Here is a 21342-nt window from a genome sequence, read left to right on the forward strand (position 1 = left end):
ACGCGGGCGGGCCTACGGACGCCGTGCCAGCGCGCCACAGCCTGCCCGCGTGCGGCTTTGCCCGCGACGCAGTAGAGCGTCAACAAGCGCGTGCCCTCACCCCAACCCTCTCCCAGAGGGAGAGGGAGCAAGACCAAAAGCAAAATGCCCGCCGAAGCGGGCATTCCACGAAACGGCCAGCCGGAATTACTTCTTGGCGGCAGCGTCCTTCTTGGCGTCGGCGGCGGCGACAGCCTTGTCCTTGGTGGCTTCGGCGTCGGCCTTCTTGCTCGTCTTCATAGCCTTCGCGTCGGCGTCGGCCTTCTTCTTCGCAGCCTTGGCTTCGGCATCGGCCTTCTTCTTGGCAGCCTTCGCGTCGGCGTCGGCCTTCTTCTTCTCGGCGTCGGCCTTGTCCTTGGTGGCCTTGGCTTCCGCCTTGGCCTTCTTCTTGTCGGCATCGGCCTGGGCCTTGGCAGCCTTGTCGTCAGCCTTCATTTCGGCCTTGGCGGCCGGGGCGGAGGCACCGGCCATCGGGGCGCCCGCGTGCGAGGCGGCAAAGGCGGGGGCGGCCAGGAAGGCGGCCAGCAGGACGGCGAAGAGTTTGGTCATGGGGCAAGGGTAGGAAAAGTGGAGGGGCGGCCGGGCAGCATGCCCAGCCTGGACCTACAACGCCCCATGGCCCGGCCGGGTTGACCGCGTCACTATCCGGGCGCCAGCATCCGCAGCCTCCGGGCGGCCTCCTCCGCCCGCGCGTCGTCGATTTCGCGCAGCACGCCTCCCAGGTCCACCTGGCCCTCCTGTTTCCGGAATACACCGGTCAGCGGCGTTTCCGGGGTCAGCAGCCCCCGTTGGTACAAGTCCCAGATCTCGGGGCCGAAGTCCATTTGCAACAATTCCGGCGCGAAGCCGCCGAAGAAGCCGCGCAGGTTCGCCACGTCGCGCAGCAGGATGCGCTGGGCGTGGTTGTTGCCGGCGGCGTCCACGGCCTGGGGCAGGTCGATGATCACCGGGCCGTCCTCGCCCAGCAGCACGTTGAATTCCGACAGGTCGCCATGCACGATGCCCGCGCACAGCATGCGCACCACCTGCAGCAGCAGCGTGGCATGGTGCGCGCGCGCCTGTTCGGCCGTGAGCGGCACGTCGTTGATGCGCGGTGCGGCGTCACCGTGTGCGTCGGTGATCAGTTCCATCAACAGCACGCCTTCGTGGAAGTTGTAGGGCGTCGGCACGCGCACGCCGGCGTGGGCCAGGCGGTAGAGCGCGTCCACCTCGGCGCTTTGCCAGGCGGCTTCCTGGGCCTGGCGGCCGAACTTCGTGCCCTTGGCCATGGCGCGCGCCTGGCGGGTGTTCTTCACCTTGCGGTTCTCGGTGTAGTCGACGGCCTGGCGGAAGCTGCGGTTGTTGGCTTCCTTGTAGATCTTGGCGCAGCGCGTCTCGTCACCACAGCGCACCACGTACGCCAGCGCTTCCTTGCCGCTCATCAGTTGCCGCACGACGCTGTCGACCAGCCCTTCATCGACCAGGGGCTGCAGGCGGGGCGGGGTTCTCATTGACGCATTGTCGGGCTTTGTGCCGGTGCTAAGCTGGCTGTTCCCTCCGCATTCCTCGAAAAGAACGCCATGCCCGGACTCCTGCCCCACGTCGACCCTGACGGCCTGCTCGAATTCTCCGTGGTCTACACCGACCGCGCGCTCAATCACATGTCGCGCAGCTTCCAGGGGGTGATGCGCGACATCTCCGCCATCCTGAAGGAGGTCTACCGCGGCCATTCGTCGGTGCTGGTGCCCGGCAGCGGCACCTTCGGCATGGAGGCCGTGGCTCGGCAGTTCGCCGGCGGGAAGGACGTGCTGGTGATCCGCAACGGCTGGTTCAGCTACCGCTGGACGCAGATCTTCGACATGGGGAACATCCCCGCGTCGTCCACGGTGCTCAAGGCGCGCAAGGTGGGCAGCGGCCCGGCCGCGGCGTGGATTCCCGCTCCCATCGCCGAAGTGACGGCCGCCATCCGCGACAGGAAGCCCGCGGTGGTGTTCGCGCCGCACGTGGAAACCGCCTCCGGGATGATCCTGCCCGACGACTACCTGCGCGCCGTCGGCGACGCCGTGCATGAAGTGGGCGGCCTGTTCGTGCTGGACTGCATCGCATCGGGCGCCATGTGGGTGGACATGCAGGCGTGCAGCGTCGACGTGCTGATCTCCGCGCCGCAGAAGGGCTGGAGCAGCTCGCCCTGCTGCGCGATGGTGGTGCTGAGCGAGCGCGCCCGCGCCGCCATCGACGGCACCACCAGCAGCAGCTTCGCCTGCGACCTGAAGAAGTGGCTGCAGATCATGGAGGCGTACGAAGGCGGCGCGCACATGTACCACGCCACCATGCCGACCGATGCCCTGACGCGCTTGCGCGAAACCATGCAGGAGACGCGGGCCTACGGCTTCGCCAAGGTGCGCGCCGAGCAGGAAGACCTGGGCCGCAAGGTGCGCGCGCTGTTCGAGAGCCGCGGCCTGCCCAGCGTGGCCGCCGAGCGTTTCAAGGCGCCCGGCGTGGTGGTGAGCTACACGACGGATCCCGACATCCAGTCCGGCAAGAAATTCCTGGGCGAGGGCCTGCAGACCGCCGCCGGCGTGCCGCTGCAGTGCGACGAAGGCAGTGACTTCAAGACCTTCCGCGTGGGACTGTTCGGGCTGGAGAAGTGGCACAACGTGGACCGCACGGTCGACCAGTTGCGCGGTGCCCTGGACCGCATCGGCGTCACTGCGGCAGCGGCGCCGTCGCGCACCGCCCAGCACGCCTGAAAAAAAGGCGCGGTCAGGGCCGCGTGTGGCTGACCACGCGGCCTTTGGCCACCGCCTGGTTGCCGAGCAGCACGTGGAAATCGGTGCCGGGTGCCAGGTGGGGCAACCCCGCGGCGGGCCGCAGCAGCTCGATCGGCAGCGATGGGTTGTCCGCGCGGGCGAGCACGCTGGCCAGCGGCTCCGCCAAGCGCGCGCTGAAGCCCCGGCGGCCGACGACCAGCGTACAGCGCCCGCCGGTGTCCGAGACGGATGCGGCGAAGCCCGCCGGCACCGGTACCGACTCCACTTGCGCCGTCAACTGCGCGGTGAAGACGCTGCCTTCATCGAAATCCAGCGGCGGTGGCGCGCCGCGCGGCACCTTGCGGATCAGGTAGGCGACGAAGTTGCCGACCGCGGGGAGCCAGAGCACCAGCAGCAGGGTGCCGACGTCGCGCAGGGTCGACGGGTTGGGCGCGAAGTAGCGGATGATCGCGCCCACCGTCGCCAGGCTCAGCAGCACGGCCATGACCAGGCGGCGCGAGGCGGAGGAGACGGTGAAGGCCATCCCCCATTGTCGGGGCTACCGCGGCGTCGGGTCGCAGCCGATGCGCTTCAGCGCCGCCTCCACCCACGACGTGTCCAGCTGGCCGGCTGCAATGTCCTGGATGGTCTTGACCTCGGCCGCCACTTTGGCGCGCGCCGCAGCCAGCACGGCCTCGGCATCCGCGACCGGCACGCACAGCACGCCGTCGGCATCGCCCAGGACCAGGTCGCCGGGATGGATCACCATGCCGTCGATGGCGATGGGCACGTTGACTTCGCCCGGGCCATCCTTGTACGGCCCGCGGTGGGTGACGCCGGCGGCGTAGACGGGGAAGTTTCCGCCGCTGATCACGTCCAGGTCGCGGATCGCGCCGTTGATCACGAAGCCGGCGACACCGCGGCTGATGGCATAGGTGGTCATCAACTCGCCGATCAGCGCGGTGGTGAGGTCGCCGCCGCCGTCCACGACGATCACGTCGCCTGGCACCGCCATGTCCAGCGCCTTGTGGATCATCAGGTTGTCGCCGGGACGCGCCTTCACCGTCAGCGCGGGGCCGGCGAGCTTGCCGCCCTTGTGCATGGGCCGCAACCGGGGGCCGGCGGCCGTCATGCGTGCCATGCAGTCGCTGACGTTGGCGACGGGGATGGCGCGGAACGCCTCGACGTGGCTGGCGGCGATGCACTGTCGGCGCGCGAGGATCTGCAGTCCGATCATGAATGGAATCCTGGTGGGTGGGAGACGAGGTAGCTGGAATCGAGTTCTTCGAGACGGGTGACGCCGAGCAGCGCCATGTTGCGCGAGACCTCGGCCTTCAGCAAGGCGATGCCCTGGCGCACACCGGCTTCGCCGCCAACGGCCGCCGCGAAGCTGAAGGGGCGGCCGACGAACACGAACTGCGCGCCCAGCGCCAGCGCCTTCAGCACGTCGCTGCCGCGGCGCACGCCGCTGTCGAGCATGATGGGGACGCCGGGGCAGGCCGCGACGATCTGCGGCAGCACGCGCAGCGGTGCCACAGCGCCATCGAGCTGGCGCCCGCCATGGTTGGAGACGATGATGCCGTCGGCGCCCGCTTCCACCGCCTGCCGGGCGTCGCGCGCATCGAGCACGCCCTTGACCACCAGCGGGCCTGGCCACTGGTCACGGATCATGCGCAGGTGGCGCCAGTTCAGGTGACCGCGGTCCGACATGTCGCGCTCGACGTTCGGCGACAGCACCGGTGCGCCGCGGTGGGCATAGCTGTTCTCGAAGTGCGGCAGGCCGTGCTGCAGCAGGGTGCGCAGGAAAGTGCCGCACAGCCAGCGCGGATGCGTCAGGCCCTGCAAGGCGAGCCGCGGACCGGGCCGCACGGGAATGGTGAAGCCGGCGCGCACGTTGTTCTCGCGATTCGCCGCCGCCGCCGTGTCCAGCGTGACGACGAGCGTGCGGAAGCCCGCGACCTGCACGCGCAGCAGCAGCGCCGCGATGGCCTCGTCGTCGCCCGGCAGGTAAGCCTGGAACCAGGCATCCGGATTCGCCGGCGCGACCTCTTCCAGGCGGATCAGGGAGGAGCCACTCATCACGAACGGGATGTTCTCGCGCGCCGCGGCCTGCGCCAACACCACGTCCCCGCGATGGGCCACGATGGCTTGCAGCCCCATGGGCGCGATGCCGAAGGGCGCGTCGAAGCGCTTGCCGAACAGCGTGACGCCGAGGTCCCGCCGGCTCACGTCCACCAGCGTGCGCGGCACGAAAGCGTGGTCAGTGAACTGGTCGCGGTTGGCCCTGAACGAACAGCCCGTCTCCGCCGCGCCCGCCACGTACTGGAAGATCGGCCAGGGCAGGTGGCGCCGCGCCGCCGCCTCGAAATCATCCAGGCACAGGATCAAGCCGGTTCTTTCGTCGCCGGGATGGGCATGCCGCCGAGACGCTGCACTTCCAGCGCGAGCGCGCACCAGTCCCAGTCGGCGCGGCCGGCTTCGCACATGGCATCGAGCAGGCGTTCGGCGAGTTCCGCCGTGGGCAGCGCGGCGCCGGTGGCCCGCGCGGTGTCCAGCGCCAGCCGCAAGTCCTTGCGCATCAGGCGGGCGCGAAAGCCCGGCGTGTACGAATGGCCGATGATGCGCGGCCCGTGCTTCTCCAACGAGAAGCTGCGGGCCGTGCCGCCCAGCAGGACGTCGCGCATGACGGCGGGGTCCACGCCCTGCGCCTTGGCCAATGCGACGGCATCCGCCACGCCTAGCAGCGCGCCGGCCACGGCGACCTGGTTGCAGGCCTTCACGGTCTGGCCGGCACCGGGGTCGCCCACGTGCGTGATCGTCTTGCAGAACGCGCCCATGACTTCGCGGCAGGCATCCACCACTTCGGCCGGGCCGCCGACCATGCAGCCGAGCGTGCCGTCGGCGGCGCCTTGCTGGCCACCGCTGACCGGCGCATCGAGCAGCCACACGCCTTGCGCTCGCAGCCGGTCGCCGAAGGTGCGGGCGGAACTCGCGGCGATGGTGCTCGTGTCCACGACGACGCTGCCCGGCTGCAACGCCGCAGCGAGCCCGTCGGCGCCGAACAACACCTCTTCCACCGCAGCGGCGTCGGGCAGGCTGAGGAACACCAGCTCGCAATCCCGCCCGAGAGCGGACAAGGGTGCGACAGCTTGTGCGCCAGCGGCCACGAAAGGCTGAGCCGCCGCCGGCTGGCGCGCGAACACCTGCAGGCGACGGATGCCCTTGCGCAGCAGGCAATGCGCCATGCCGCCGCCCATCACACCGAGGCCGGCGAAGCCGATGCGGCTTTCGGGGCCGAAGGGCTCAGGCACCTTCATTTGGCGATCGCCTTGCCGATCAGGTCGTATGCCTCCGACACTTCCTTCTGGAAGGCCGGGCCTTCGGCGTAGTCCTGCGTCAGGCCGGACTTGGCGACGTAGTCCTTCCAGGCGTCGGTCTGCATGGCCTTGCGGAAGGCGTCGTGCAGGTAGCGCTGCACTGGCGCGGGCAGGCCGGCGGGACCCATCAGGCCTTTCATGTTGTCCAGGGCGACGGGGACGCCGATCTCCGTCATGGTCGGCACGTTGGGCAACCCGGGCAGGCGCGAGCGCGAGAACAGCGCCAGCGGACGCACCTTGCCAGCGTCGATCATGGCCTTCATCTCCTCGTAGGCGCCGAAGGCGGAGTCGACCTGGCCGCCCAGCAAGGCGGTCATCGAATCGGCGGCGCCCTTGTACGGCACGTGCAGCAGCTTGATGCCGCTCTGCTTCTCCAGCACCAGCGCCGTGGCGTGGAAGATGCCGCCTTCGCCGGTGGAGCCGTAGGACACCTTTTCGGGCGCCTGCTTCGCCTCGGCCAGCAGCGCTTTCATGTCGGCGAACTTCGAATCCGCCCGCACGGCGAGGATGCTGGGCGCACGGGATACCTTGATCACGGGCGTGAACGATTTGCGCGGGTCGTAAGGCAGCGGCTTGAAGTGGCCGACCGACGTGCTCTCGCTGCCGCCGCCCACGAACAGCGTGTAGCCGTCGGGCTTGGCCTCGGCGGTGGCCTGCGCCGCGATGGCGCCCGCCGCGCCCACCTTGTTCACCACCAGCACCGGCACGGAGATGATGCTCTTGGCCGCGAAAGACAGCTGCCGCGCGATCTGGTCGGCCGAACCGCCGGGCGCGAAGCCCACGAGGATGGTGATGGGCTGCGTGGGTTCCCAGCCCGCCTGCGCCCAGGTGGGGGCGGCGAGCGTGGCGAGTCCCAGGGCGCCGAAGCGGCGGCGGGTCAGGGGGTGTGGCGTGGTCTTCATGGGGTCTCCTGCGCGGGATTGTCCGGCCGGAGCCCGTTCTCCAAAAGTGATAAATAGCGAACGCGCTTGTTCGCTTTTGGTGAAGAAGCTACCAAGCCCAGCTCTGCCACAAGGTCCACGTGGCCGTTCCCATCAGGAGCACCGCGACGGCACGCGCCAGCCGTTCCTGCCGCGCCTGGCTGCGGCCCAGTCCCGCCCGCAAGCCCGCCGCACCCAGCGCCACGGCGCCATAGACCAGCCCCTGCGTCACCGCGATGATGGCGCCGAGCACGATGGCCTGTTCGAGCACCGGCCCGCGGTCCGGGCGGATGAACTGCGGGAACACCGCCAGCATGAAGATGTAGGCCTTGGGGTTGAGCAGGCAGGTGACGAGCGCGCGCGTGAAGGTCTGGCCGAGCGAGCGTGTGACCCCCTCGCGCACTTCGCCCAGCGTGGCGGGATGGCGCCAGAGCATCCAGCCCATGTACCCCACGTAGAGCGCCCCGGCGAACAGCATGGCGTTGAAGGCGGCCGGGAACAGCTGCAGCAGCAGGCCGATGCCGACCGAGCTCATCGCCACGTGCACCATGCCGCCGGCGATGGTGCCGCCCACGGCCGCCAGGCCGGCGCGGCGCCCATCGACCAGCGCGCTGGAAAGCACGAACGCCATGTCCATGCCGGGCACGACGATGATGCCCAGGACGAAGAGCGCGAACAACCACAAGGGATCCATGACACACCTCCAGAAACTTGAAGGTGTGCAGTCTGCGGGCCTATACATGACAGCTGGCGGCATGATTTGAAGCTAGACTGGTTTCCATGCGTGCGAGCCGCCTGCTGTCCATCCAGATGCTGCTGGAAACCCGCGGCCGCATGAGCGCCACGGCGCTGGCCGGCGCGCTGGAGGTGTCGGTGCGGACGCTGCACCGCGACATCGACGAGCTCTCCGCCGCCGGCGTGCCGGTGTTCGCCGAGCGCGGCCGCCATGGCGGCTTCGCCCTGCTGCCTGGCTGGAAGACGACCTTGACCGGCCTGACGCCGTCCGAAGCCGAGGCCGTGTTCCTCAGCGGCCTGGCCGGTCCGGCGGCCGACCTGGGGCTGGGCGCGCACGTGAAGAGCGCCCAGCTCAAGGTGATGGCCTCGCTGCCGCCGCAGATGCAGGGCAGCGCCGGGCGCATCAGCTCGCGCTTCCACCTGGACCCGATCGACTGGTACCGCGAGGCCGACGCCTTGCCGCATCTGGCTGCCGTGTCGCAGGCGGTTTGGGAAGAGCGGCAGCTTTCCATGGCCTACGAAAGCTGGGCGAAAACGGCCAGCCGCGTGGTCCATCCGCTGGGCCTGGTGTTGAAAGCAGGCGTGTGGTACCTGGTGGCTGCGCGCGAAGGCGAGCCGCGCACCTACCGCGTGTCCAACATGTTGCAGGCGGAAGTGCTGGAGGCCGCTGTCGCGCGCCCGCGCAACTTCGACCTGCCGGCGTACTGGCGTGCCGCCGTGCGGCGATTCGAGACCGAGCTGTTCACGGGCGAGGCGGAAGTCGCCGCCACCGAAGGCGGGCTGGCGCAGCTGCGCCGGCTGGGCGCGGCGCAAGCGCGGGCCGTGGCCGCCGCCAAGCCCTCCCGCAGAAAGGACGGCCGCACCGTCCTGCGCGTTCCGATCGAATCCACCGAGCACGCGGCGGGCCAGATGCTGCGCTTGGCCCCGGAGGTCGAAGTGCTGGGGCCGGCGAAACTGCGTGCCGCGATCGTCGGGCGGCTGGAGGCGGCCCGCAAGCTCTATGGGCCCGCGCGGGCGCCAGGTGTTAGAAAGCGCCCATGACCCTCAAGCAGCTGGAGGCTTTCTACTGGGCGGCCAGTTCCGCCAGCTTCGGGGTGGCGGCGGCGCGGCTGCATGTCTCGCAGTCGTCGCTGTCCAAGCGCATCACCGAACTGGAGGGCCAGTTGCGCCAGACGCTGTTCGACCGCAGCGGGCACCGCGCCGTGTTGACGGAAGCCGGGCAGCAACTGCTGCCGCTGGCGCGCCGGATGCTGGGCCTGGCCGACGAGATGCGTTCGCTGGGCGCGCCCGGCGGTGGCCTGCAGGGCCATTGCCGCTTCGGCGTCGGTGAACTCGCCGCCCTGACGTGGTTGCCCGACCTGGTGGCCCTGGTGCGGGCGCAATACCCGGAGCTGGTGCTGGAACCCTACGTGGACCTGGGGGCGGCGCTGGAGCAGCGCCTGGAAAGCGGCGAGCTCGACTTCGCGGTGGTCGCCGGCTATTCGCAAAGGGCCGGCATCGCCAGCGACGCCATCGCCGAAGTCCGCTTCTCGTGGGCGGCGTCGCCGGCGCTGGTCGGCCGGCAGCGCTCGGTGACCGCGAGCCTGCTGCAGGAAACACCGCTCATCACCATGCCGGCGGCGGCCGGGCCCACGCGCATGCTGGAGCACTGGTTGGCCGTGAACAACCTCGAGGCCGGGCGGCGCCTCACCTGCAACAACCTGGCCGCCGTCGCCAGCCTGATCGCCGCGGGCGTGGGCATCGGCCTCTTCCCGAACGGCTGGTTGCGGCAGATGGCGGAGCGCCAGGCTGTGGTGGAGCTGAAGAGCAAGCCGGCCCTGCCGCCCCTGCAGTACACCTTCCAGTGGCGCCGGGATGACGGCCGGCCGTTGCTGAAGCGGATGCGCGAAGCGGTGGCCGGGACGGTGGATTTCACCAAGCCCAGCCCCTTGTGGTGAGCGCCGGCCTACTGGGCCAGCATCAGGTTGACGATGAGGCCGGTGGCGATGGCCATCAGCACGTAGTCGCCGCCCACTTGCACCCACTGGTGGCCGCGCGGCGGCGCATGCAGGTGGTGGCCGCGCCAGTCGTTCACCACGTACTGGCGGTGACGGTACTGGTGGGGCACATGGCCGCCACGCCGCCATTCCGGGCCACGCGCGCCGTAGTGGTAGTGGTCGGCGCGGCGGTCGTAGCCGCGGTCGCCGCGATGGTCGCCACGGCGGTCGTTGTCGCCGCGCTGGTAGCCGCGGCGGTCGTCGCCGCGGCCATCACGGTCGCCGCGGTCAGCGCGGTCGCCACGCTGGTGCTGGCCCTGGCGGTCATTGTCGCCACGATCGCGGCCTTGCGCGAAGGACAGCGAGCTGAAGCCGAGCGAAGCCGCGATCAGCGCGCAGACGATGGTTCTGGGGGTTCTGGATGTCATGAGTCGCACTCCCTGTTGATGGGTGAAGGTCCATGGTCCCCCGGATTCGTGTCGGCCGGGGTTCCGCCGTGTGCATGCTTTGTAAACTGCGGGCGTCGGGCGCACGAAGCGCGGTTGTCCTACAGGGCTCTCAGAACCCGAAAACCAGCAGCAGGTTGTTGGCCGGCATTGGGTGCCTCGCCCGCAATGCCAGACCAGCTTGCCGGGCCTGTGCCTCCACATCCTCCCGCCGGCGCAGGCCCCATGCGGGATTGCGCTCACGCAGGCTGGCATCGAAGTCGAGGTTGCCCGGCGCCGTGGCCACGCCGTCCTCGAGGTAAGGCCCGTAGGTCAGCAGCAGCCCGCGGGGCGTGAGATGGCGTGCGGCGCCCCGCATCAGCGCGGCGCATGTGGCCCAGGGCGCGATGTGCAGCATGTTGCAGCAATAGATCGCGTCGAAGCGTTCGGCGAACGGCAAGCCTCGCGAGGGCCATTCGGCGTCCAGGACATCCAGCAGCAAGGGCTGGCGCACATTGCCCAGCCCGTCCTGCGACGTCCAGGCGGCGATGGTGGACAGGATTTGCGGATCGGCGTCGGTCGGTTGCCAGGTCCAGCCGGGTAACGCGGCCGCGAACCAGGCCGCATGCTGGCCCGTGCCCGCGGCGATCTCCAGAGCCGTTCCGCGGGCCGGCAACAGCGTGCGCAGCACGTCGAGGATCGGCTGCTTGTTGCGGTCGGCGGCGGCGCTGTGGGGGACGGAGGGCACGGGGCCATTCTGCTGCCTGCGGCCGCAAAGGTTAGAGTGGCGCCCGTATCCCCAGCAAGCAAAAGCAACACGGCCATGGCCATCCAGTGGTTTCCCGGGCACATGAACCTGACGCGCAAGGCCATCGCCGAGCGCGTGAAGGAGATCGACGTCGTCATCGAGGTGCTCGATGCGCGCCTGCCCGGCTCCAGCGCCAACCCGCTGCTGGCCGAGATGACCGGGCACAAGCCCACACTCAAGATCCTGAACAAGCAGGACATGGCCGACCCGGTCCGCACGCAGCAATGGCAGGACCACTACAACGCCATCCCTGGCACCCGCGCCATCCCTTTGCAGGCCAACGCCGCAGGCGCGGCACAGCAGCTGGTGCCCGCCTGCCATGCACTCGCACCCGGGCGCGGCGGCCTGGCCAAGCCGATGCGGGTGCTGATCTGCGGCGTGCCCAATGCCGGCAAGTCGACGTTGATCAACGCGCTGTCGAACAAGCGCCATGCGAAGACGGCCGATGAAGCCGGCATCACCAAGCTGGAGCAGCGGATCACGCTGGCCGACGACTTCTATCTGTACGACACGCCGGGGCTGCTGTGGCCGCGCATCATCGTGGCCAAGAGCGGTTTCAACCTGGCGGCGAGCGGTGCGGTCGGACGCAACGCCTACGACGAGGAAGAAGTGGCGCTGGAGCTTCTCGACTATCTCCGGCGGCACTACGCGCCGCTGCTGGAGGCGCGCTTCAAGCTCACCGGCGTGGCGCAGATGCAGGACGAGGAAGTGCTGGAAGCCGTGGGCCGCCAGCGCGGCGCGCTGCTGGCCAAGGGCCGCATCAACACGCAGAAGGCCGCGGAGATCGTCATCCAGGAGTTTCGCGGGATGACGCTCGGGCGCATCACGCTCGAGACGCCGGAAGAGTTCGCGCGGTGGCTGGCCGAGGGGCAGCAGCTCGATGCGGAGCGTCTGGCGAAGAAGGCCGCTCGCAAAGGCAAGGGCAGGAAGACCGACGACGGCTAGTTCAGTCCGGCTGCTGCCACGCCGGGTTCCAGGCCACCTCCCATAGGTGCCCATCCGGGTCCTTGAAGTAGCTGGAGTAGCCGCCCCAGGTGGTCTCGTGCCCGGCCTTGACGATCTCGCCGCCCGCCGCCTGGACCTGCGCGAGCACGCCGTCGACCTCGTGCGCCGAGTTCACGTTGTGCGCGATCGTGAACTCGGTGGCACTGCGCGGCTGCTGCGGTAGGCCACTGTCGAAGGCGATGCTGGCGCGTGGCCAGAGCCCCAGACGCAGACCGCCTTGAAGTTCGAAGAAGCACACCGCGCCATGCTCGAACTCCCGGCCGATGATCCCCTCGGTGGCCAGGCCCAGCCCGTCGCGGTAGAAGCGCACCGCGGCCTCGAGATCGTCGACGCCAAGGGTGATGAGGCTGATGCGGGGCTTCATGCCTCGGGCGTCAACGGCGTGTGCTCGAGGAAAGCCGGACGGCAGGCTGCGCGCGGGGGATCACCGCCGGACGCGCCACGGCCAGCGGGGCAGGTGCCGCTTCATCGCGCCGGTAGATGCCGCAGCCGATCACGGCCTCGTCCACGCGCTCGACATAGGCCGATTTCGGCTCCACCCGCCCGCTGACCGGGTTCGGCACCCGGAAATCGTTCCAGCCCGAGCCGGCCGTGCGCGCGATCTCCACGTTCTGCCGCGACAGGTAGTTGCCGTCGGCATCCTGCAGGTTCCAGTCGCTCTGGCCGACGGTGGATGGGTCGGGCGGGAACGCAAGGCGCCGGCACTGCATGTCGACGACGAACAGGTAGTCCTCGCCCTGGACGAAGCCACCGCGCGGATCCATGAAGTCGCGGCAGGCACGCTCCAGCCCCACCTTGCGCATGTGGCGCACGCCGGACTTCACCAGCGCGACCGCCCGTGCGCGGTCCTCGGCGCGGTCGGTCTTGAAGCGACCGATGGCCCGCACCAGCTGCGCCGATTCGCGCTGGAAATCCTCCGTGGCACTCGCGGCCTCCTCCACCAGCGCCGCGTTCTGCTGCGTGGCGGCATCGATGGCGACGATGGCGCGGTTGATCTCCTCCACGCTGCCGCTTTGCTGGCGCGACGATTGCGCGATGGCCGCCAGCACCTGCGTGACCTCTTTCGCGCTGGCCACCACGTCCGTCATCGTGCGCTCGGTCGCGTCCACCAGGCCGCGGCCCTTCTGCACGCTCTCGGCGGAGTGGCCGATGATGTCCTTGATCTCGCGCGCGGCCTGCGCGCTGCGCTGCGCCAGCGCGCGCACCTCGCTCGCCACCACCGCGAAGCCGCGGCCATGTTCGCCGGCGCGCGCGGCCTCCACCGCGGCGTTGAGCGCGAGGATGTTGGTCTGGAAAGCGATGCCCTCCACGGTGGCCAGGATTTCGCTCACCTGCCGCGCGCTGCTGTCGATCTGCCGCATGGTCGCGGCCATCTGCTGCATGCTGGATGCGGCCTTCACGGCCACCTGGCCCGAATCGGCGGCCAGGTCGTTGGCGCGCGTGCAATGCTCGGCGTTCTGTCGGGCGAAGGCCGCCAGCTGCTCCATGCCCGAGGCGGTCTCCTCCAGCGACGCCGCCTGCGAATGCGTCCGCTCCGACAACTGCGAATTCCCTTCGGCGATGGTGCGGGCGCCCATGGAAATGGCTTCGGCGCTCGCCGTGACCTGCTTGACGATCCCGGCCAGGCTGCGGTTCATCTGCATGATGGCATCGTGCAACCGCACGATGTCGGCACCTTGCCCCGCCTGGGCCGACTGGGCGCTTTCGGTCACCAGCTCGCCGCTGGCGATGCGCTCCATGAGCTGGACCAGGCTGCCGATGCCGCGCGAGCGGTACAGGCGGACAGCCGCCAGGAAGTAGCAGGCCAGCGGGCACAGCACGAGCGCGGCGGCCCAGGTCGCCGAAGGGCCGAGGACACCGGTGAGGGCGAGCGCCGTGGGGACGAGGAACAGGATGGCCGACAGCGTCATGCCGGCCGGCAGGCCGATGCGCGCATAGAGCCAGAAAGCGGGGGCGAAGAAGGATCTCACCGTGTGATGCTACGGGAGAATCGCCCAAGCAAGTCAACAGTGGGCGAGCGGCTGATGCTGCGGGCAGCTCGGCCGCAGGGTCTGAATCACTTTGTTTCAAACACGGCAGAGCTCCGTTCAGCTTCCATTCACCCACCGGGGCCTAAGCTCACTCTCACATCAACCAACCTTGTGAGGTGAAGCATGAAATCCACTGTCCGTACCCAAGTCGCTGTCGCCCTGGCCCTGCTGGCCCCGCTGGGCGCCGCGATCGCCGCGCAGCCGGCGGTCGTCATCGACCGCGGCATCGTCCACGTGCAGGCCACTTTCGGCGGCAAAGCCATCGTGGCGCCCAGCCAAAGCCTGGCCATCGAACGCTTCGTGCTGCGCCAGGAAGGCCGCATCCAGCCTGGCGAGGAAGTGCGCTATCGCCTGATCGGGACCCCCGGCGGCCGGGCCACGGTGGACGTTCCCGGCGTGATGCGCAACGTCGTCATGACGGAATCGCGCCCCGGCGTCTATCTGACCACGTACGTGGTGCGGCGCGACGACAATCGTGATGCATTCGCGAACGCCACGGCCTCGCTCGAGAAGAACGGCCGCCGGATGAGCGCCAAGGTCGACATCGTCAACGACCGCGAATTCGCCGGTGGGGACAATCGCCCGCGCGACGAGCGCCCGCCGCAGATCACGGACCTGACGCCGTCCAATGGCGACCGCGTCCGCGAACGTGGACGCACGGAGATCTCCGCCACGGTGAAGGATGAAGGCTCCGGCATCGACCGATCGACCGTGGTGCTGCGCGTCGACGGGCGTGACGTGAGCAAGCGCATCCGCTTCGAAGGCGACGAGGTCCGCTTCCGGGACGACCTGCGGGACGGCCGCCACGTGGCCGAACTCTCGGTGCGCGACCGCGCCGGCAATGCGACCCGGACCAGCTGGAGCTTCGACGTGGTCGACCGCGGCCGCGGCGGCAACGGCCGTGGCGACGGTGAAGGGCGCAACCGCTAAGCGGTGACAGGTTCCGGCGGGTGCGGTCTGCACCCGCCGGTTCGATTTCCCTCCGGCGTTACCATCTGGACCAGCGATGACCCTCCCCTTCACCCGACTGCTCGCCGCCGCCTTGCTGGCCGCGGCCCTGCTGCCCGCCGCGGCCGCCGTCAACCGCGACCAGGCCGCGGCCGCCGCCCAGCGCGAGTCGGGTGGCCGCGTGTTGTCGGTGGACAGGGCGGATGCCAATGGGCGCAGCGTCTGGCGCGTCAAGGTCGTGACGAAGAATGGCGACGTGCGCGTGTTCCTCGTCGACGCCGACAGCGGCCAGGTGCAGTAGCCGCGGAGGCCTCCACGCGCATGCGGCTGCTGCTCATCGAAGACGACACCGCGTTGCGGGAAGGCCTGGCCCGGCAGCTCGAGGCCGATGGCTACCGTGTCGACCAGGCCAAGGATGGCGACGAAGGCCTGTTCTACGCACGCGAATACCCGCTCGACCTGGCCATCGTCGACCTGGGCCTGCCCAAGCTGAACGGCCTCACCATCGTGCAGCGGCTGCGCGCCGAAGGGCGCGACATTCCGCTCCTGATCCTCACGGCGCGCGGCACCTGGCAGGACAAGGTGGCCGGCCTGGAAGCCGGCGCCGACGACTACGTCGTCAAGCCCTTCGACTACCCGGAGCTGGCGGCCCGCGTGAAGGCGCTCCTGCGCCGCTCGCTCAAGGCCACGGGCGACGTGATGACGTTCGGGCCCATCGCCATCGAGGTCGGTGCGCAGGTGGTGCGGCTGAACGGCGAAGCGCTGGAGCTGACCGCCTACGAATATCGCCTGCTCGAGTTCCTGGTCCGCGAGCGCGAGCGCATCGTGCCCAAGCAGGAGCTGGCGGACTATCTCTATCCGCACGGCGAAGACCGCGACAGCAACGTGCTGGAAGTGCTGATCGGCCGCCTGCGCCGCAAGCTCGACCCCGAAGGCACGCTGAGCCCGATCGAAACCGTGCGCGGACGCGGCTACCGCTTCACCCTGCAATGAGCGCCGAGCCGGCGGCCGCGGGCTATTCCATCCGCGCCCGCCTGCTGCTCGGCGCCGCGCTGGTGCTGCTGGCCTTCATGGCGGGTGCGGGCGTGGCCGTGCAGCGCGCCCATGCCGACAGCGTGCGCGACGCGCACTATGCGCGCTTGCAAAGCACGGTGTACCTGCTGCTCGCGCGGGCGGAGCTGGACGCCGCCGGCGCCTTGCAGATGCCCGGCGAATTCGCGGAGCCGCGGCTTTCATTGCCGCAGTCGGGCCTGTACGCCGGCGTCTACAACGGGCTCCAACGCGAGCAGTGGCGCTCCCCGTCCAGCCTGGGTCTGCAGCCGCCGCTGCGGCAGGACGGGGTGGAGACGGGCCAATGGCGCAACGAGCTGCTGGCGCAGGGCGGCCGCAACTACCTGGCGGTGAGCTACGCCGTGCGCTGGGCGGTCGGGCGGCAGGCCGTGCCGCTGGTGCTTTCGGTGGTGGAAGACAGCGCCGCGTTCGACCGCGAGATCGCCACCTTCTCGCGCACGCTGTGGGCCTGGCTGGGTGGGGCGGGCGTGTTGCTGTTGCTGGCGCAACTGCTGCTGCTGCGCTGGGGCCTGGCGCCGCTCGGCCGCGTGTCGGCGGAGATCGGCCGCATCGAAAGCGGGGCGCAACATCGCATCGAGGGCAGCTACCCCACCGAGATTTCCGGGCTCACCGATGGGCTGAACGCGCTGATCCTGCAGGAGCGTGCGCGCCAGGAACGCCAGAAGGAGGCCCTGAGCTTCCTCGCGCACAGCCTCAAAACGCCGCTGGCCGTGCTGCGCAACGCATTGCAGCAGCCCGCGCAGCTGCCGGCGGCCGTGGAGCAGCAGGTGGCGCGCATGGACGAAATCGTGCAGCATCAGTTGGGCCGCGCGCGGGCGGGTGGCGCCTCGCGCTTCGCGCCGCCGGTGCAAGTGGCGCCCGTGCTCGCCCGGGTGCGCGACGCACTGGCGAAGGTGTATGCGGAGAAGTCGCTGGCGTTCACCGCGGATTGCCCAGCCGGACTGAGCTGGCGCATCGACGAAGGCGACCTGTTCGAGATCCTCGGCAACCTCATGGACAACGCCGCCAAGTGGGCGAAGCACCGCGTGGCGGCGAGCGCGGAGCGCACGCGCGAAGGCCTGGTGCTGCGCGTGGACGACGATGGCCCGGGCTTCACCGACACCGAGTCGGTGTTGCAGATGCACGTGCGCATGGACGAGCGCGTGCCGGGGCACGGGGTCGGGCTGGCGATCGTGAGCGACCTGGTGGCCAGCCATCACGGCCGGCTGACATTGAGCCGGGGCCCGCTGGGAGGCGGGCGGGTGGAGATCGTGCTGCCGCTGGCGTGAGGCAACCGTCATTCCTGCGAAGGCAGGAATCCAGGCCCAGCAAGTCCCGATCGCCAGTCCTCAGAACTTCCCGAACTCCAGGTAAGCCCGCTGCGGATCGACGCCGGCCAGGATCGCCGTGCGCACCTTGTTCTCGGTGGTGATTGCCGCTTCCGCTTTGGCCACCACGTCTTCGGCGATCGCGCGTGGAACGCGCACCATGCCGTCACGGTCACCGACCAGGTAATCGCCGGGCGCCACGATCACGTCGCCGATGCGGATGTCCACGTTCACGGCGCGCGGCAACCAGTAGCCCACGATGTCGCGCGGCGTGAACCCGCGCGACCAGGTCTGGAAGCCCATGGCCAGCAGGAAGTCGACGTCGCGCACGTAGCCATCCGCCACGCAGCCGAGCACGCCCTTGTTCTTGAGTGTCTCGGCCGAGAGTTCGCCCATGTGCGCGACGACGCGGTCGTTGGGCTGGCAGGTCCAGATGTGGCCGGCCGGCGCCTGCGACAGCAGGCCGGTCCAGGCGAGCAGCGTCTCGTGCGGGTCGGAGCGCGGATCGACCTTGCCGTCGATGGTGAAGGCCGGGCCGGCCATCCGCTTTTCCGGCATGAGCGGCCGCAATTCCGCGGGGAAGGTGAAGTCGCGCAGGCCCATCGCGCGCATCACGTCGTGCACGACGCCGGTGTAGCAATTGGCGAGGCGGCCGGTGATGGGGTCTTGCATGGGCTGGGCTTTCCGGGGAGGTTCGGAGGCTCAATCTACCTCAGGAACAACGCCGGGTCGACCATGGCGCGATTGAGCAGCACGCCCCAGTGCAGGTGCGGGCCGGTGGCCCGGCCCGTGGCGCCGACGGCGCCCAGCGGGTCACCGGGCTGGAGCACTTCGCCCACCTTGGTGCCGATCGAGCTCAGGTGGCAGTAGAGGGTGAGGAGGCCTCCGCCGTGGTCCAGCCAGACGGTGCCGCCGTTGAAGAAGTAGTCACCCGTGTCGACGACGCGGCCTGACAAGGGTGCCGAGACCTGCACCCCGGTGGCGGCCGCGATGTCCATGCCCGCATGCGGCGCGCGCGGCTGCCCGTTGAACACGCGCCGCAGGCCGAACGAACTGGAGCGCGGGCCGCGCACCGGCGGCTGCATGCCGAGCGCGTCGTGCGCGGGCGGCGGCAAGGAGAAGGTCGCCATCACTTCCTGCTGGCGCGCGCGTTCGCGCTCATGCCGCGCCAGGTCCTGCGGCGACAGTTCGACATGCCCCGGCGCCACCTTCAAGCGCTGCTCGGCGTATTTCTTGGCGCGGATCGCATAGACCAGCTTGCGAGGTGGTCCGCCGACGGGCTGCACGGTGATGTGCGCTTCGCCCGGCGTCGCGGACAAGGGAATGCCGACCAGGGCGGTCCAGGCTTCGGGGGTGCCGACGACCAGCAGGGGCACATCGCCGGTGCGCGCGGCGGGCGGTTGGGGACTGGCGCCGAGGTCGACACGCGCGACGCCGCCAGGGACGGGCAGCTCGCGGGGCAGGGGGGTCGCCTGGGCGTGCGAGTCAGCGCAGGCGAAGGCGGCAAGGGCGGCGGCGAAAGAGCGGCGATGGAGATGCATGTCTGCCCATCGTGCCACGGGAAATTGGAATCTGACCCCAATTCCTGCTTGCCAGCGGCTTGGCCCTGCGTCAGCAACGTTCACCCGGCCTTCACCTCGCGTTCACCGGTTCGCTCCAGAATCGCCGGCAAGAGGAGGGCGCGGCGATGGACCAAGCAAGACTTTTCTGGTGCGCGGCAGCGACGCTGCTGCTGGCGGCGTGCGGAGGCGGTGGTGGCGAGCCGGAGCCCGCGCCGACCCCCGCTCCGGCGCCGGCGCCGGCGCCGGCACCCACGCCCTCTCCGACGCCCGCACCCACTCCGGCCCCGACCCCGGCTCCCGCCCCCGGCGTGCTGCCCGTGGTCGGCGCCGGCCCGGCGTCCGACTGCTTCAGTGCACGGGGCTATGACGCGCAGGCCACTTCGATCGCCGTCTACCAGGAGACGGACGCGCTGGGTGCCAGCACGCAGTTCAGGGTGAGCACGCTGGGCCGTGGCGAGACCGTGTTTAACCAGCAACGGGCCCGTGCGCAGGGCGAGTATGTTGCGCGGCCGGTCGGGGCGCCCGAATCCTTCCGGACACTGCGGTACGTCCAGATCGAAGGCTTGGACATCCTGCTGGTCGGGACGTCCTCCGTGCCGCTCACGCCGGAGGGCAACCCGAGCACGCTCGAAACGGTGATCACCCATGCCGCGCCGCTCCCGCGCGACAAGTCGTTCACGCTGGCACCCGGCGGCAGCCACGTGACGAGTTACGCCGCAGTCACCGGGAACCCGGGCAACACGACCACCACGCCCTACACCGTCACGACGCACTACCTGGGGCAGGAGATGCTGACCGTGCTGGGCAAGCCCTACGAGACCTGCAAGTTCCAGTCGTTCGACTCGCGCAGTGCCTCCTTCACGGTGAACTGGTACGCCAGGGCCGAGGCGCTCAGGGGCATCATCGTGCGGACCGAGGGCCGCACGTCCGCGGGTCCGTTCGTGCGGGACCTGGTGATGGGCTACAACGGCACCCTGTTCGCGCCGTGAGCCCTGAGCGGGGCCCGCAATGGGCGCGACAATCGCGCCGTGCCCATCCACCGCCTCTACCTCGCCGGCCCCGACGTCTTCCGCCCCGATCCGCTGGAGCACGGCCGGCGCCTCACCGCGCTGTGCGCTGCCCATGGGTTCGAAGGCATCTTTCCCTACACGGCCCAGCTGCCCGCGCATTTGCAGGCGCCACGTGAACAGGCCGAGCACATCTACCGCATCAACATCGCGCACATCGAGGCCTGCGACGCGGTGCTGGCCAACCTCGACTTCTTCCGTGGGCCGGAGCCGGACAGCGGCACCTGCTTCGAGGTGGGCTACGCCGTCGCGCGCGGCAAGCCCGTGGTGGGCTACGTGGCCGAGGCCGGCAGCTTCGCCCAACGCATCCGCCAGCGGTACCCGCACGCTGTCGCGCCAGGCGGCACCGTGGACACCAGCGGCTGGAGCCTGGAAGAGTTCGGCCTGCCGCTCAACCTGATGCTGGCGGTGCCGGCGCGCATTGCCGTGGGCGGACTGGAGGCTGCGCTGGCCATGCTGAGGCAGGAGTACGGCCGCGTTTTGTGAGACATCCCGCACGGGCGGGGCTGGTGTGTTCTTGCAGATCCGCGCGAAGGGCAAAAGCAAGCTTGCGGATTCATTCCATCCACAAGGAGATCCGCATGGACGCCCAGAACATCAAGCAACGCATCAACGACATCGAACAGACCGTGGACGAAGCGAAGAACGCCATGCAGTCGGCGGGCAACGTGCCCGATTCGTTGCGGCAGAGCATCGAGCAACTGCACAACCAGGCGCGCCAGGCCAAGAAGGACGGCACCGGCAACGAAGACGCGCTGCGCCAGACGGTGATGCAGCTGGAAGAGGCCGCCGACCGCGCCAAGGAGGCCTGCCGCGGCGCGGGCAACGTGGACCCCAAGTTGCAGCAAGCCGTGCAGAAGGCCCATGGCGAGTTGTCGAAGCTGAAGCACCAGCTGGAAGCCGATTCGCCGGCCTGACGCATCCGGCACTGCATCGCCGCCAGGCGATGACGGCGGCGCCCCGCGTATATTCGGCCTGAACAGCACCGAAAGATCGCCATGCGCCGAATCGCCCTCATCGCCTGTGCCTGCCTGCTCGTGGCCGGCTGCGAGACCATGCCGCAACGCGCGGAGCGCCCGGCTGCCTATGCTTTCCAGCCGGCGGATTCAGCCCAGCGCAACCCGCTGGCCCGCTCCGTCACCTACACCTGCGAGGACACCTCCACGGTCAGCTTCACCGAGGGCGAGAGCTTCGTCCTGGTGGCGTTCAACAGCGGCACCCAGATGCGGCTGCAGCGGCGCGGCGACCGCTACGGCGAACAGCCTTACGAATTCCTGCGGCGTGGCGACGAGGGCCAGCTGCATTCGAGCGGCAGGAGTTTCCGCTGCCGGGTGAAGTGAGCG

26 protein-coding genes are annotated in these 21342 nt (G+C 69.6%); 12 read left to right on the plus strand and 14 right to left on the minus strand.

Going from position 1 to position 21342, the window contains the following annotated elements; genetic code table 11:
* Positions 1–186: 186 nt before the first annotated feature.
* Together FN976_RS19375 and FN976_RS19380 are read right to left on the minus strand one after the other, a co-directional pair.
* Positions 187–588, minus strand: coding sequence for a cell envelope biogenesis protein TolA (locus FN976_RS19375; RefSeq protein ID WP_186511011.1), 402 nt, complete (start codon positions 586–588; stop codon positions 187–189).
* Positions 589–680: 92 nt separating this feature from the next.
* Entirely contained in the window at positions 681–1529 is an 849-nt protein-coding gene (locus tag FN976_RS19380; RefSeq protein ID WP_145894708.1) for a PA4780 family RIO1-like protein kinase, read from the minus strand.
* A 69-nt stretch (positions 1530–1598) separates the two neighbouring features.
* On the opposite strand from FN976_RS19380, the gene FN976_RS19385 reads away from it, so the two are divergent.
* Positions 1599–2768 (plus strand): pyridoxal-phosphate-dependent aminotransferase family protein, encoded by a 1170-nt coding sequence (locus FN976_RS19385; RefSeq protein WP_145894709.1) that lies wholly within the window; start codon positions 1599–1601, stop codon positions 2766–2768.
* Between the two features lie 13 nt (positions 2769–2781).
* On the opposite strand, the gene FN976_RS19390 is transcribed toward FN976_RS19385, so the two are convergent.
* From FN976_RS19390 to FN976_RS19415, 6 genes are all read right to left on the minus strand, one after another.
* Positions 2782–3312 carry a hypothetical protein gene (locus tag FN976_RS19390; protein ID WP_145894710.1) on the minus strand — a complete coding sequence of 177 codons (531 nt, stop codon included), beginning with the start codon at positions 3310–3312 and terminating at the stop codon, positions 2782–2784.
* A gap of 15 nt (positions 3313–3327) precedes the next feature.
* The gene (locus FN976_RS19395; protein ID WP_145894711.1) at positions 3328–4005 is read right to left on the minus strand and encodes an RraA family protein; all 678 of its coding nucleotides are present in this window, start codon (positions 4003–4005) and stop codon (positions 3328–3330) included.
* Positions 4002–5231 carry an alpha-hydroxy acid oxidase gene (locus FN976_RS19400; protein WP_432417878.1) on the minus strand — a complete coding sequence of 410 codons (1230 nt, stop codon included), beginning with the start codon at positions 5229–5231 and terminating at the stop codon, positions 4002–4004. Before FN976_RS19400 ends, FN976_RS19395 begins: the two co-directional genes overlap by 4 nt.
* Positions 5153–6085 (minus strand): NAD(P)-dependent oxidoreductase, encoded by a 933-nt coding sequence (locus FN976_RS19405; protein WP_145894712.1) that lies wholly within the window; start codon positions 6083–6085, stop codon positions 5153–5155. Before FN976_RS19405 ends, FN976_RS19400 begins: the two co-directional genes overlap by 79 nt.
* Positions 6082–7047: a Bug family tripartite tricarboxylate transporter substrate binding protein gene (locus FN976_RS19410; RefSeq protein ID WP_145894713.1), complete on the minus strand. Its 966-nt coding sequence runs from the start codon at positions 7045–7047 to the stop codon at positions 6082–6084. The genes FN976_RS19405 and FN976_RS19410 overlap by 4 nt, the downstream gene beginning before the upstream one ends.
* A gap of 88 nt (positions 7048–7135) precedes the next feature.
* Positions 7136–7759 carry a LysE family translocator gene (locus FN976_RS19415; protein WP_145894714.1) on the minus strand — a complete coding sequence of 208 codons (624 nt, stop codon included), beginning with the start codon at positions 7757–7759 and terminating at the stop codon, positions 7136–7138.
* An 86-nt stretch (positions 7760–7845) separates the two neighbouring features.
* Between FN976_RS19415 and FN976_RS19420 the strand changes: the two genes are divergently transcribed.
* Both FN976_RS19420 and FN976_RS19425 read left to right on the plus strand, forming a co-directional pair.
* On the plus strand, positions 7846–8841 hold the full coding sequence (locus tag FN976_RS19420; RefSeq protein WP_145894715.1) for a helix-turn-helix transcriptional regulator: 996 nt from the start codon (positions 7846–7848) through the stop codon (positions 8839–8841).
* Positions 8838–9737 (plus strand): LysR family transcriptional regulator, encoded by a 900-nt coding sequence (locus FN976_RS19425; protein WP_145894716.1) that lies wholly within the window; start codon positions 8838–8840, stop codon positions 9735–9737. Before FN976_RS19420 ends, FN976_RS19425 begins: the two co-directional genes overlap by 4 nt.
* Positions 9738–9745: 8 nt before the next feature.
* Here FN976_RS19425 and FN976_RS19430 read toward each other — a convergent pair whose 3' ends face one another.
* Both FN976_RS19430 and FN976_RS19435 read right to left on the minus strand, forming a co-directional pair.
* On the minus strand, positions 9746–10204 hold the full coding sequence (locus FN976_RS19430; protein WP_145894717.1) for an RcnB family protein: 459 nt from the start codon (positions 10202–10204) through the stop codon (positions 9746–9748).
* A gap of 130 nt (positions 10205–10334) precedes the next feature.
* Complete coding sequence (locus FN976_RS19435) at positions 10335–10949, minus strand: DUF938 domain-containing protein (RefSeq protein WP_145894718.1); 615 nt, start codon at positions 10947–10949, stop codon at positions 10335–10337.
* Positions 10950–11024: 75 nt separating this feature from the next.
* Here FN976_RS19435 and ylqF point away from each other — a divergent pair, with 75 nt between their 5' ends.
* Entirely contained in the window at positions 11025–11954 is a 930-nt protein-coding gene (ylqF, locus tag FN976_RS19440) for a ribosome biogenesis GTPase YlqF (RefSeq protein ID WP_145894719.1), read from the plus strand.
* A gap of 1 nt (position 11955) precedes the next feature.
* Here the strand turns inward: ylqF and FN976_RS19445 are convergent, their stop codons facing one another.
* On the minus strand, positions 11956–12378 hold the full coding sequence (locus FN976_RS19445; RefSeq protein WP_145894720.1) for a VOC family protein: 423 nt from the start codon (positions 12376–12378) through the stop codon (positions 11956–11958).
* A 10-nt stretch (positions 12379–12388) separates the two neighbouring features.
* A complete protein-coding gene (locus FN976_RS19450; protein ID WP_145894721.1) occupies positions 12389–13984 on the minus strand; it encodes a methyl-accepting chemotaxis protein in 1596 nt (531 codons plus the stop codon).
* Positions 13985–14167: 183 nt separating this feature from the next.
* Between FN976_RS19450 and FN976_RS19455 the strand changes: the two genes are divergently transcribed.
* The 4 genes from FN976_RS19455 to FN976_RS19470 all read left to right on the plus strand — a co-directional run bounded on the left by FN976_RS19455 (position 14168) and on the right by FN976_RS19470 (position 17331).
* Positions 14168–14974, plus strand: coding sequence for a hypothetical protein (locus FN976_RS19455; RefSeq protein WP_145894722.1), 807 nt, complete (start codon positions 14168–14170; stop codon positions 14972–14974).
* Positions 14975–15050: 76 nt separating this feature from the next.
* Positions 15051–15293: a PepSY domain-containing protein gene (locus FN976_RS19460; protein WP_145894723.1), complete on the plus strand. Its 243-nt coding sequence runs from the start codon at positions 15051–15053 to the stop codon at positions 15291–15293.
* Between the two features lie 20 nt (positions 15294–15313).
* Positions 15314–15985, plus strand: coding sequence for a response regulator transcription factor (locus FN976_RS19465; protein ID WP_145894724.1), 672 nt, complete (start codon positions 15314–15316; stop codon positions 15983–15985).
* Positions 15982–17331: an ATP-binding protein gene (locus FN976_RS19470; RefSeq protein ID WP_145894725.1), complete on the plus strand. Its 1350-nt coding sequence runs from the start codon at positions 15982–15984 to the stop codon at positions 17329–17331. The genes FN976_RS19465 and FN976_RS19470 overlap by 4 nt, the downstream gene beginning before the upstream one ends.
* A 60-nt stretch (positions 17332–17391) precedes the next feature.
* Here the strand turns inward: FN976_RS19470 and FN976_RS19475 are convergent, their stop codons facing one another.
* Positions 17392–18042 carry an RraA family protein gene (locus FN976_RS19475; protein WP_145894726.1) on the minus strand — a complete coding sequence of 217 codons (651 nt, stop codon included), beginning with the start codon at positions 18040–18042 and terminating at the stop codon, positions 17392–17394.
* Positions 18043–18077: 35 nt separating this feature from the next.
* On the minus strand, positions 18078–18911 hold the full coding sequence (locus FN976_RS19480; RefSeq protein WP_145894727.1) for a peptidoglycan DD-metalloendopeptidase family protein: 834 nt from the start codon (positions 18909–18911) through the stop codon (positions 18078–18080).
* A gap of 146 nt (positions 18912–19057) precedes the next feature.
* On the opposite strand from FN976_RS19480, the gene FN976_RS28945 reads away from it, so the two are divergent.
* From FN976_RS28945 to FN976_RS19500, 4 genes are all read left to right on the plus strand, one after another.
* Complete coding sequence (locus FN976_RS28945) at positions 19058–19921, plus strand: hypothetical protein (protein ID WP_186511013.1); 864 nt, start codon at positions 19058–19060, stop codon at positions 19919–19921.
* Between the two features lie 45 nt (positions 19922–19966).
* The gene (locus tag FN976_RS19490) at positions 19967–20485 is read left to right on the plus strand and encodes a nucleoside 2-deoxyribosyltransferase (RefSeq protein WP_222432858.1); all 519 of its coding nucleotides are present in this window, start codon (positions 19967–19969) and stop codon (positions 20483–20485) included.
* Between the two features lie 95 nt (positions 20486–20580).
* Entirely contained in the window at positions 20581–20916 is a 336-nt protein-coding gene (locus tag FN976_RS19495; RefSeq protein WP_145894729.1) for a hypothetical protein, read from the plus strand.
* An 81-nt stretch (positions 20917–20997) separates the two neighbouring features.
* Positions 20998–21339, plus strand: a complete 342-nt coding sequence (locus tag FN976_RS19500; RefSeq protein WP_145894730.1) for a lysozyme inhibitor — start codon at positions 20998–21000, stop codon at positions 21337–21339.
* Positions 21340–21342: the final 3 nt, after the last annotated feature.

The organism is Caenimonas sedimenti (genome assembly GCF_007833165.1).
GTDB lineage: Bacteria > Pseudomonadota > Gammaproteobacteria > Burkholderiales > Burkholderiaceae_C > Ramlibacter > Ramlibacter sedimenti.

Bases quoted from the DNA above. Each gene is read 5' to 3' on its own strand.
- FN976_RS19395 (WP_145894711.1), bottom strand. From the start codon at position 4,005: ATGATCGGACTGCAGATCCTCGCGCGCCGACAGTGCATCGCCGCCAGC.
- FN976_RS19460 (WP_145894723.1), top strand. From the start codon at position 15,051: ATGACCCTCCCCTTCACCCGACTGCTCGCCGCCGCCTTGCTGGCCGCG.
- FN976_RS19475 (WP_145894726.1), bottom strand. From the start codon at position 18,042: ATGCAAGACCCCATCACCGGCCGCCTCGCCAATTGCTACACCGGCGTC.
- FN976_RS19480 (WP_145894727.1), bottom strand. From the start codon at position 18,911: ATGCATCTCCATCGCCGCTCTTTCGCCGCCGCCCTTGCCGCCTTCGCC.
- FN976_RS19415 (WP_145894714.1), bottom strand. From the start codon at position 7,759: ATGGATCCCTTGTGGTTGTTCGCGCTCTTCGTCCTGGGCATCATCGTC.
- FN976_RS19470 (WP_145894725.1), top strand. From the start codon at position 15,982: ATGAGCGCCGAGCCGGCGGCCGCGGGCTATTCCATCCGCGCCCGCCTG.
- FN976_RS19500 (WP_145894730.1), top strand. From the start codon at position 20,998: ATGCGCCGAATCGCCCTCATCGCCTGTGCCTGCCTGCTCGTGGCCGGC.
- FN976_RS19410 (WP_145894713.1), bottom strand. From the start codon at position 7,047: ATGAAGACCACGCCACACCCCCTGACCCGCCGCCGCTTCGGCGCCCTG.
- FN976_RS19455 (WP_145894722.1), top strand. From the start codon at position 14,168: ATGAAATCCACTGTCCGTACCCAAGTCGCTGTCGCCCTGGCCCTGCTG.
- FN976_RS19380 (WP_145894708.1), bottom strand. From the start codon at position 1,529: ATGAGAACCCCGCCCCGCCTGCAGCCCCTGGTCGATGAAGGGCTGGTC.
- FN976_RS19425 (WP_145894716.1), top strand. From the start codon at position 8,838: ATGACCCTCAAGCAGCTGGAGGCTTTCTACTGGGCGGCCAGTTCCGCC.
- FN976_RS19445 (WP_145894720.1), bottom strand. From the start codon at position 12,378: ATGAAGCCCCGCATCAGCCTCATCACCCTTGGCGTCGACGATCTCGAG.
- FN976_RS19495 (WP_145894729.1), top strand. From the start codon at position 20,581: ATGGACGCCCAGAACATCAAGCAACGCATCAACGACATCGAACAGACC.
- FN976_RS19390 (WP_145894710.1), bottom strand. From the start codon at position 3,312: ATGGCCTTCACCGTCTCCTCCGCCTCGCGCCGCCTGGTCATGGCCGTG.
- FN976_RS19465 (WP_145894724.1), top strand. From the start codon at position 15,314: ATGCGGCTGCTGCTCATCGAAGACGACACCGCGTTGCGGGAAGGCCTG.
- FN976_RS19375 (WP_186511011.1), bottom strand. From the start codon at position 588: ATGACCAAACTCTTCGCCGTCCTGCTGGCCGCCTTCCTGGCCGCCCCC.
- FN976_RS19405 (WP_145894712.1), bottom strand. From the start codon at position 6,085: ATGAAGGTGCCTGAGCCCTTCGGCCCCGAAAGCCGCATCGGCTTCGCC.
- FN976_RS19430 (WP_145894717.1), bottom strand. From the start codon at position 10,204: ATGACATCCAGAACCCCCAGAACCATCGTCTGCGCGCTGATCGCGGCT.
- FN976_RS19420 (WP_145894715.1), top strand. From the start codon at position 7,846: ATGCGTGCGAGCCGCCTGCTGTCCATCCAGATGCTGCTGGAAACCCGC.
- ylqF (WP_145894719.1), top strand. From the start codon at position 11,025: ATGGCCATCCAGTGGTTTCCCGGGCACATGAACCTGACGCGCAAGGCC.
- FN976_RS19385 (WP_145894709.1), top strand. From the start codon at position 1,599: ATGCCCGGACTCCTGCCCCACGTCGACCCTGACGGCCTGCTCGAATTC.
- FN976_RS28945 (WP_186511013.1), top strand. From the start codon at position 19,058: ATGGACCAAGCAAGACTTTTCTGGTGCGCGGCAGCGACGCTGCTGCTG.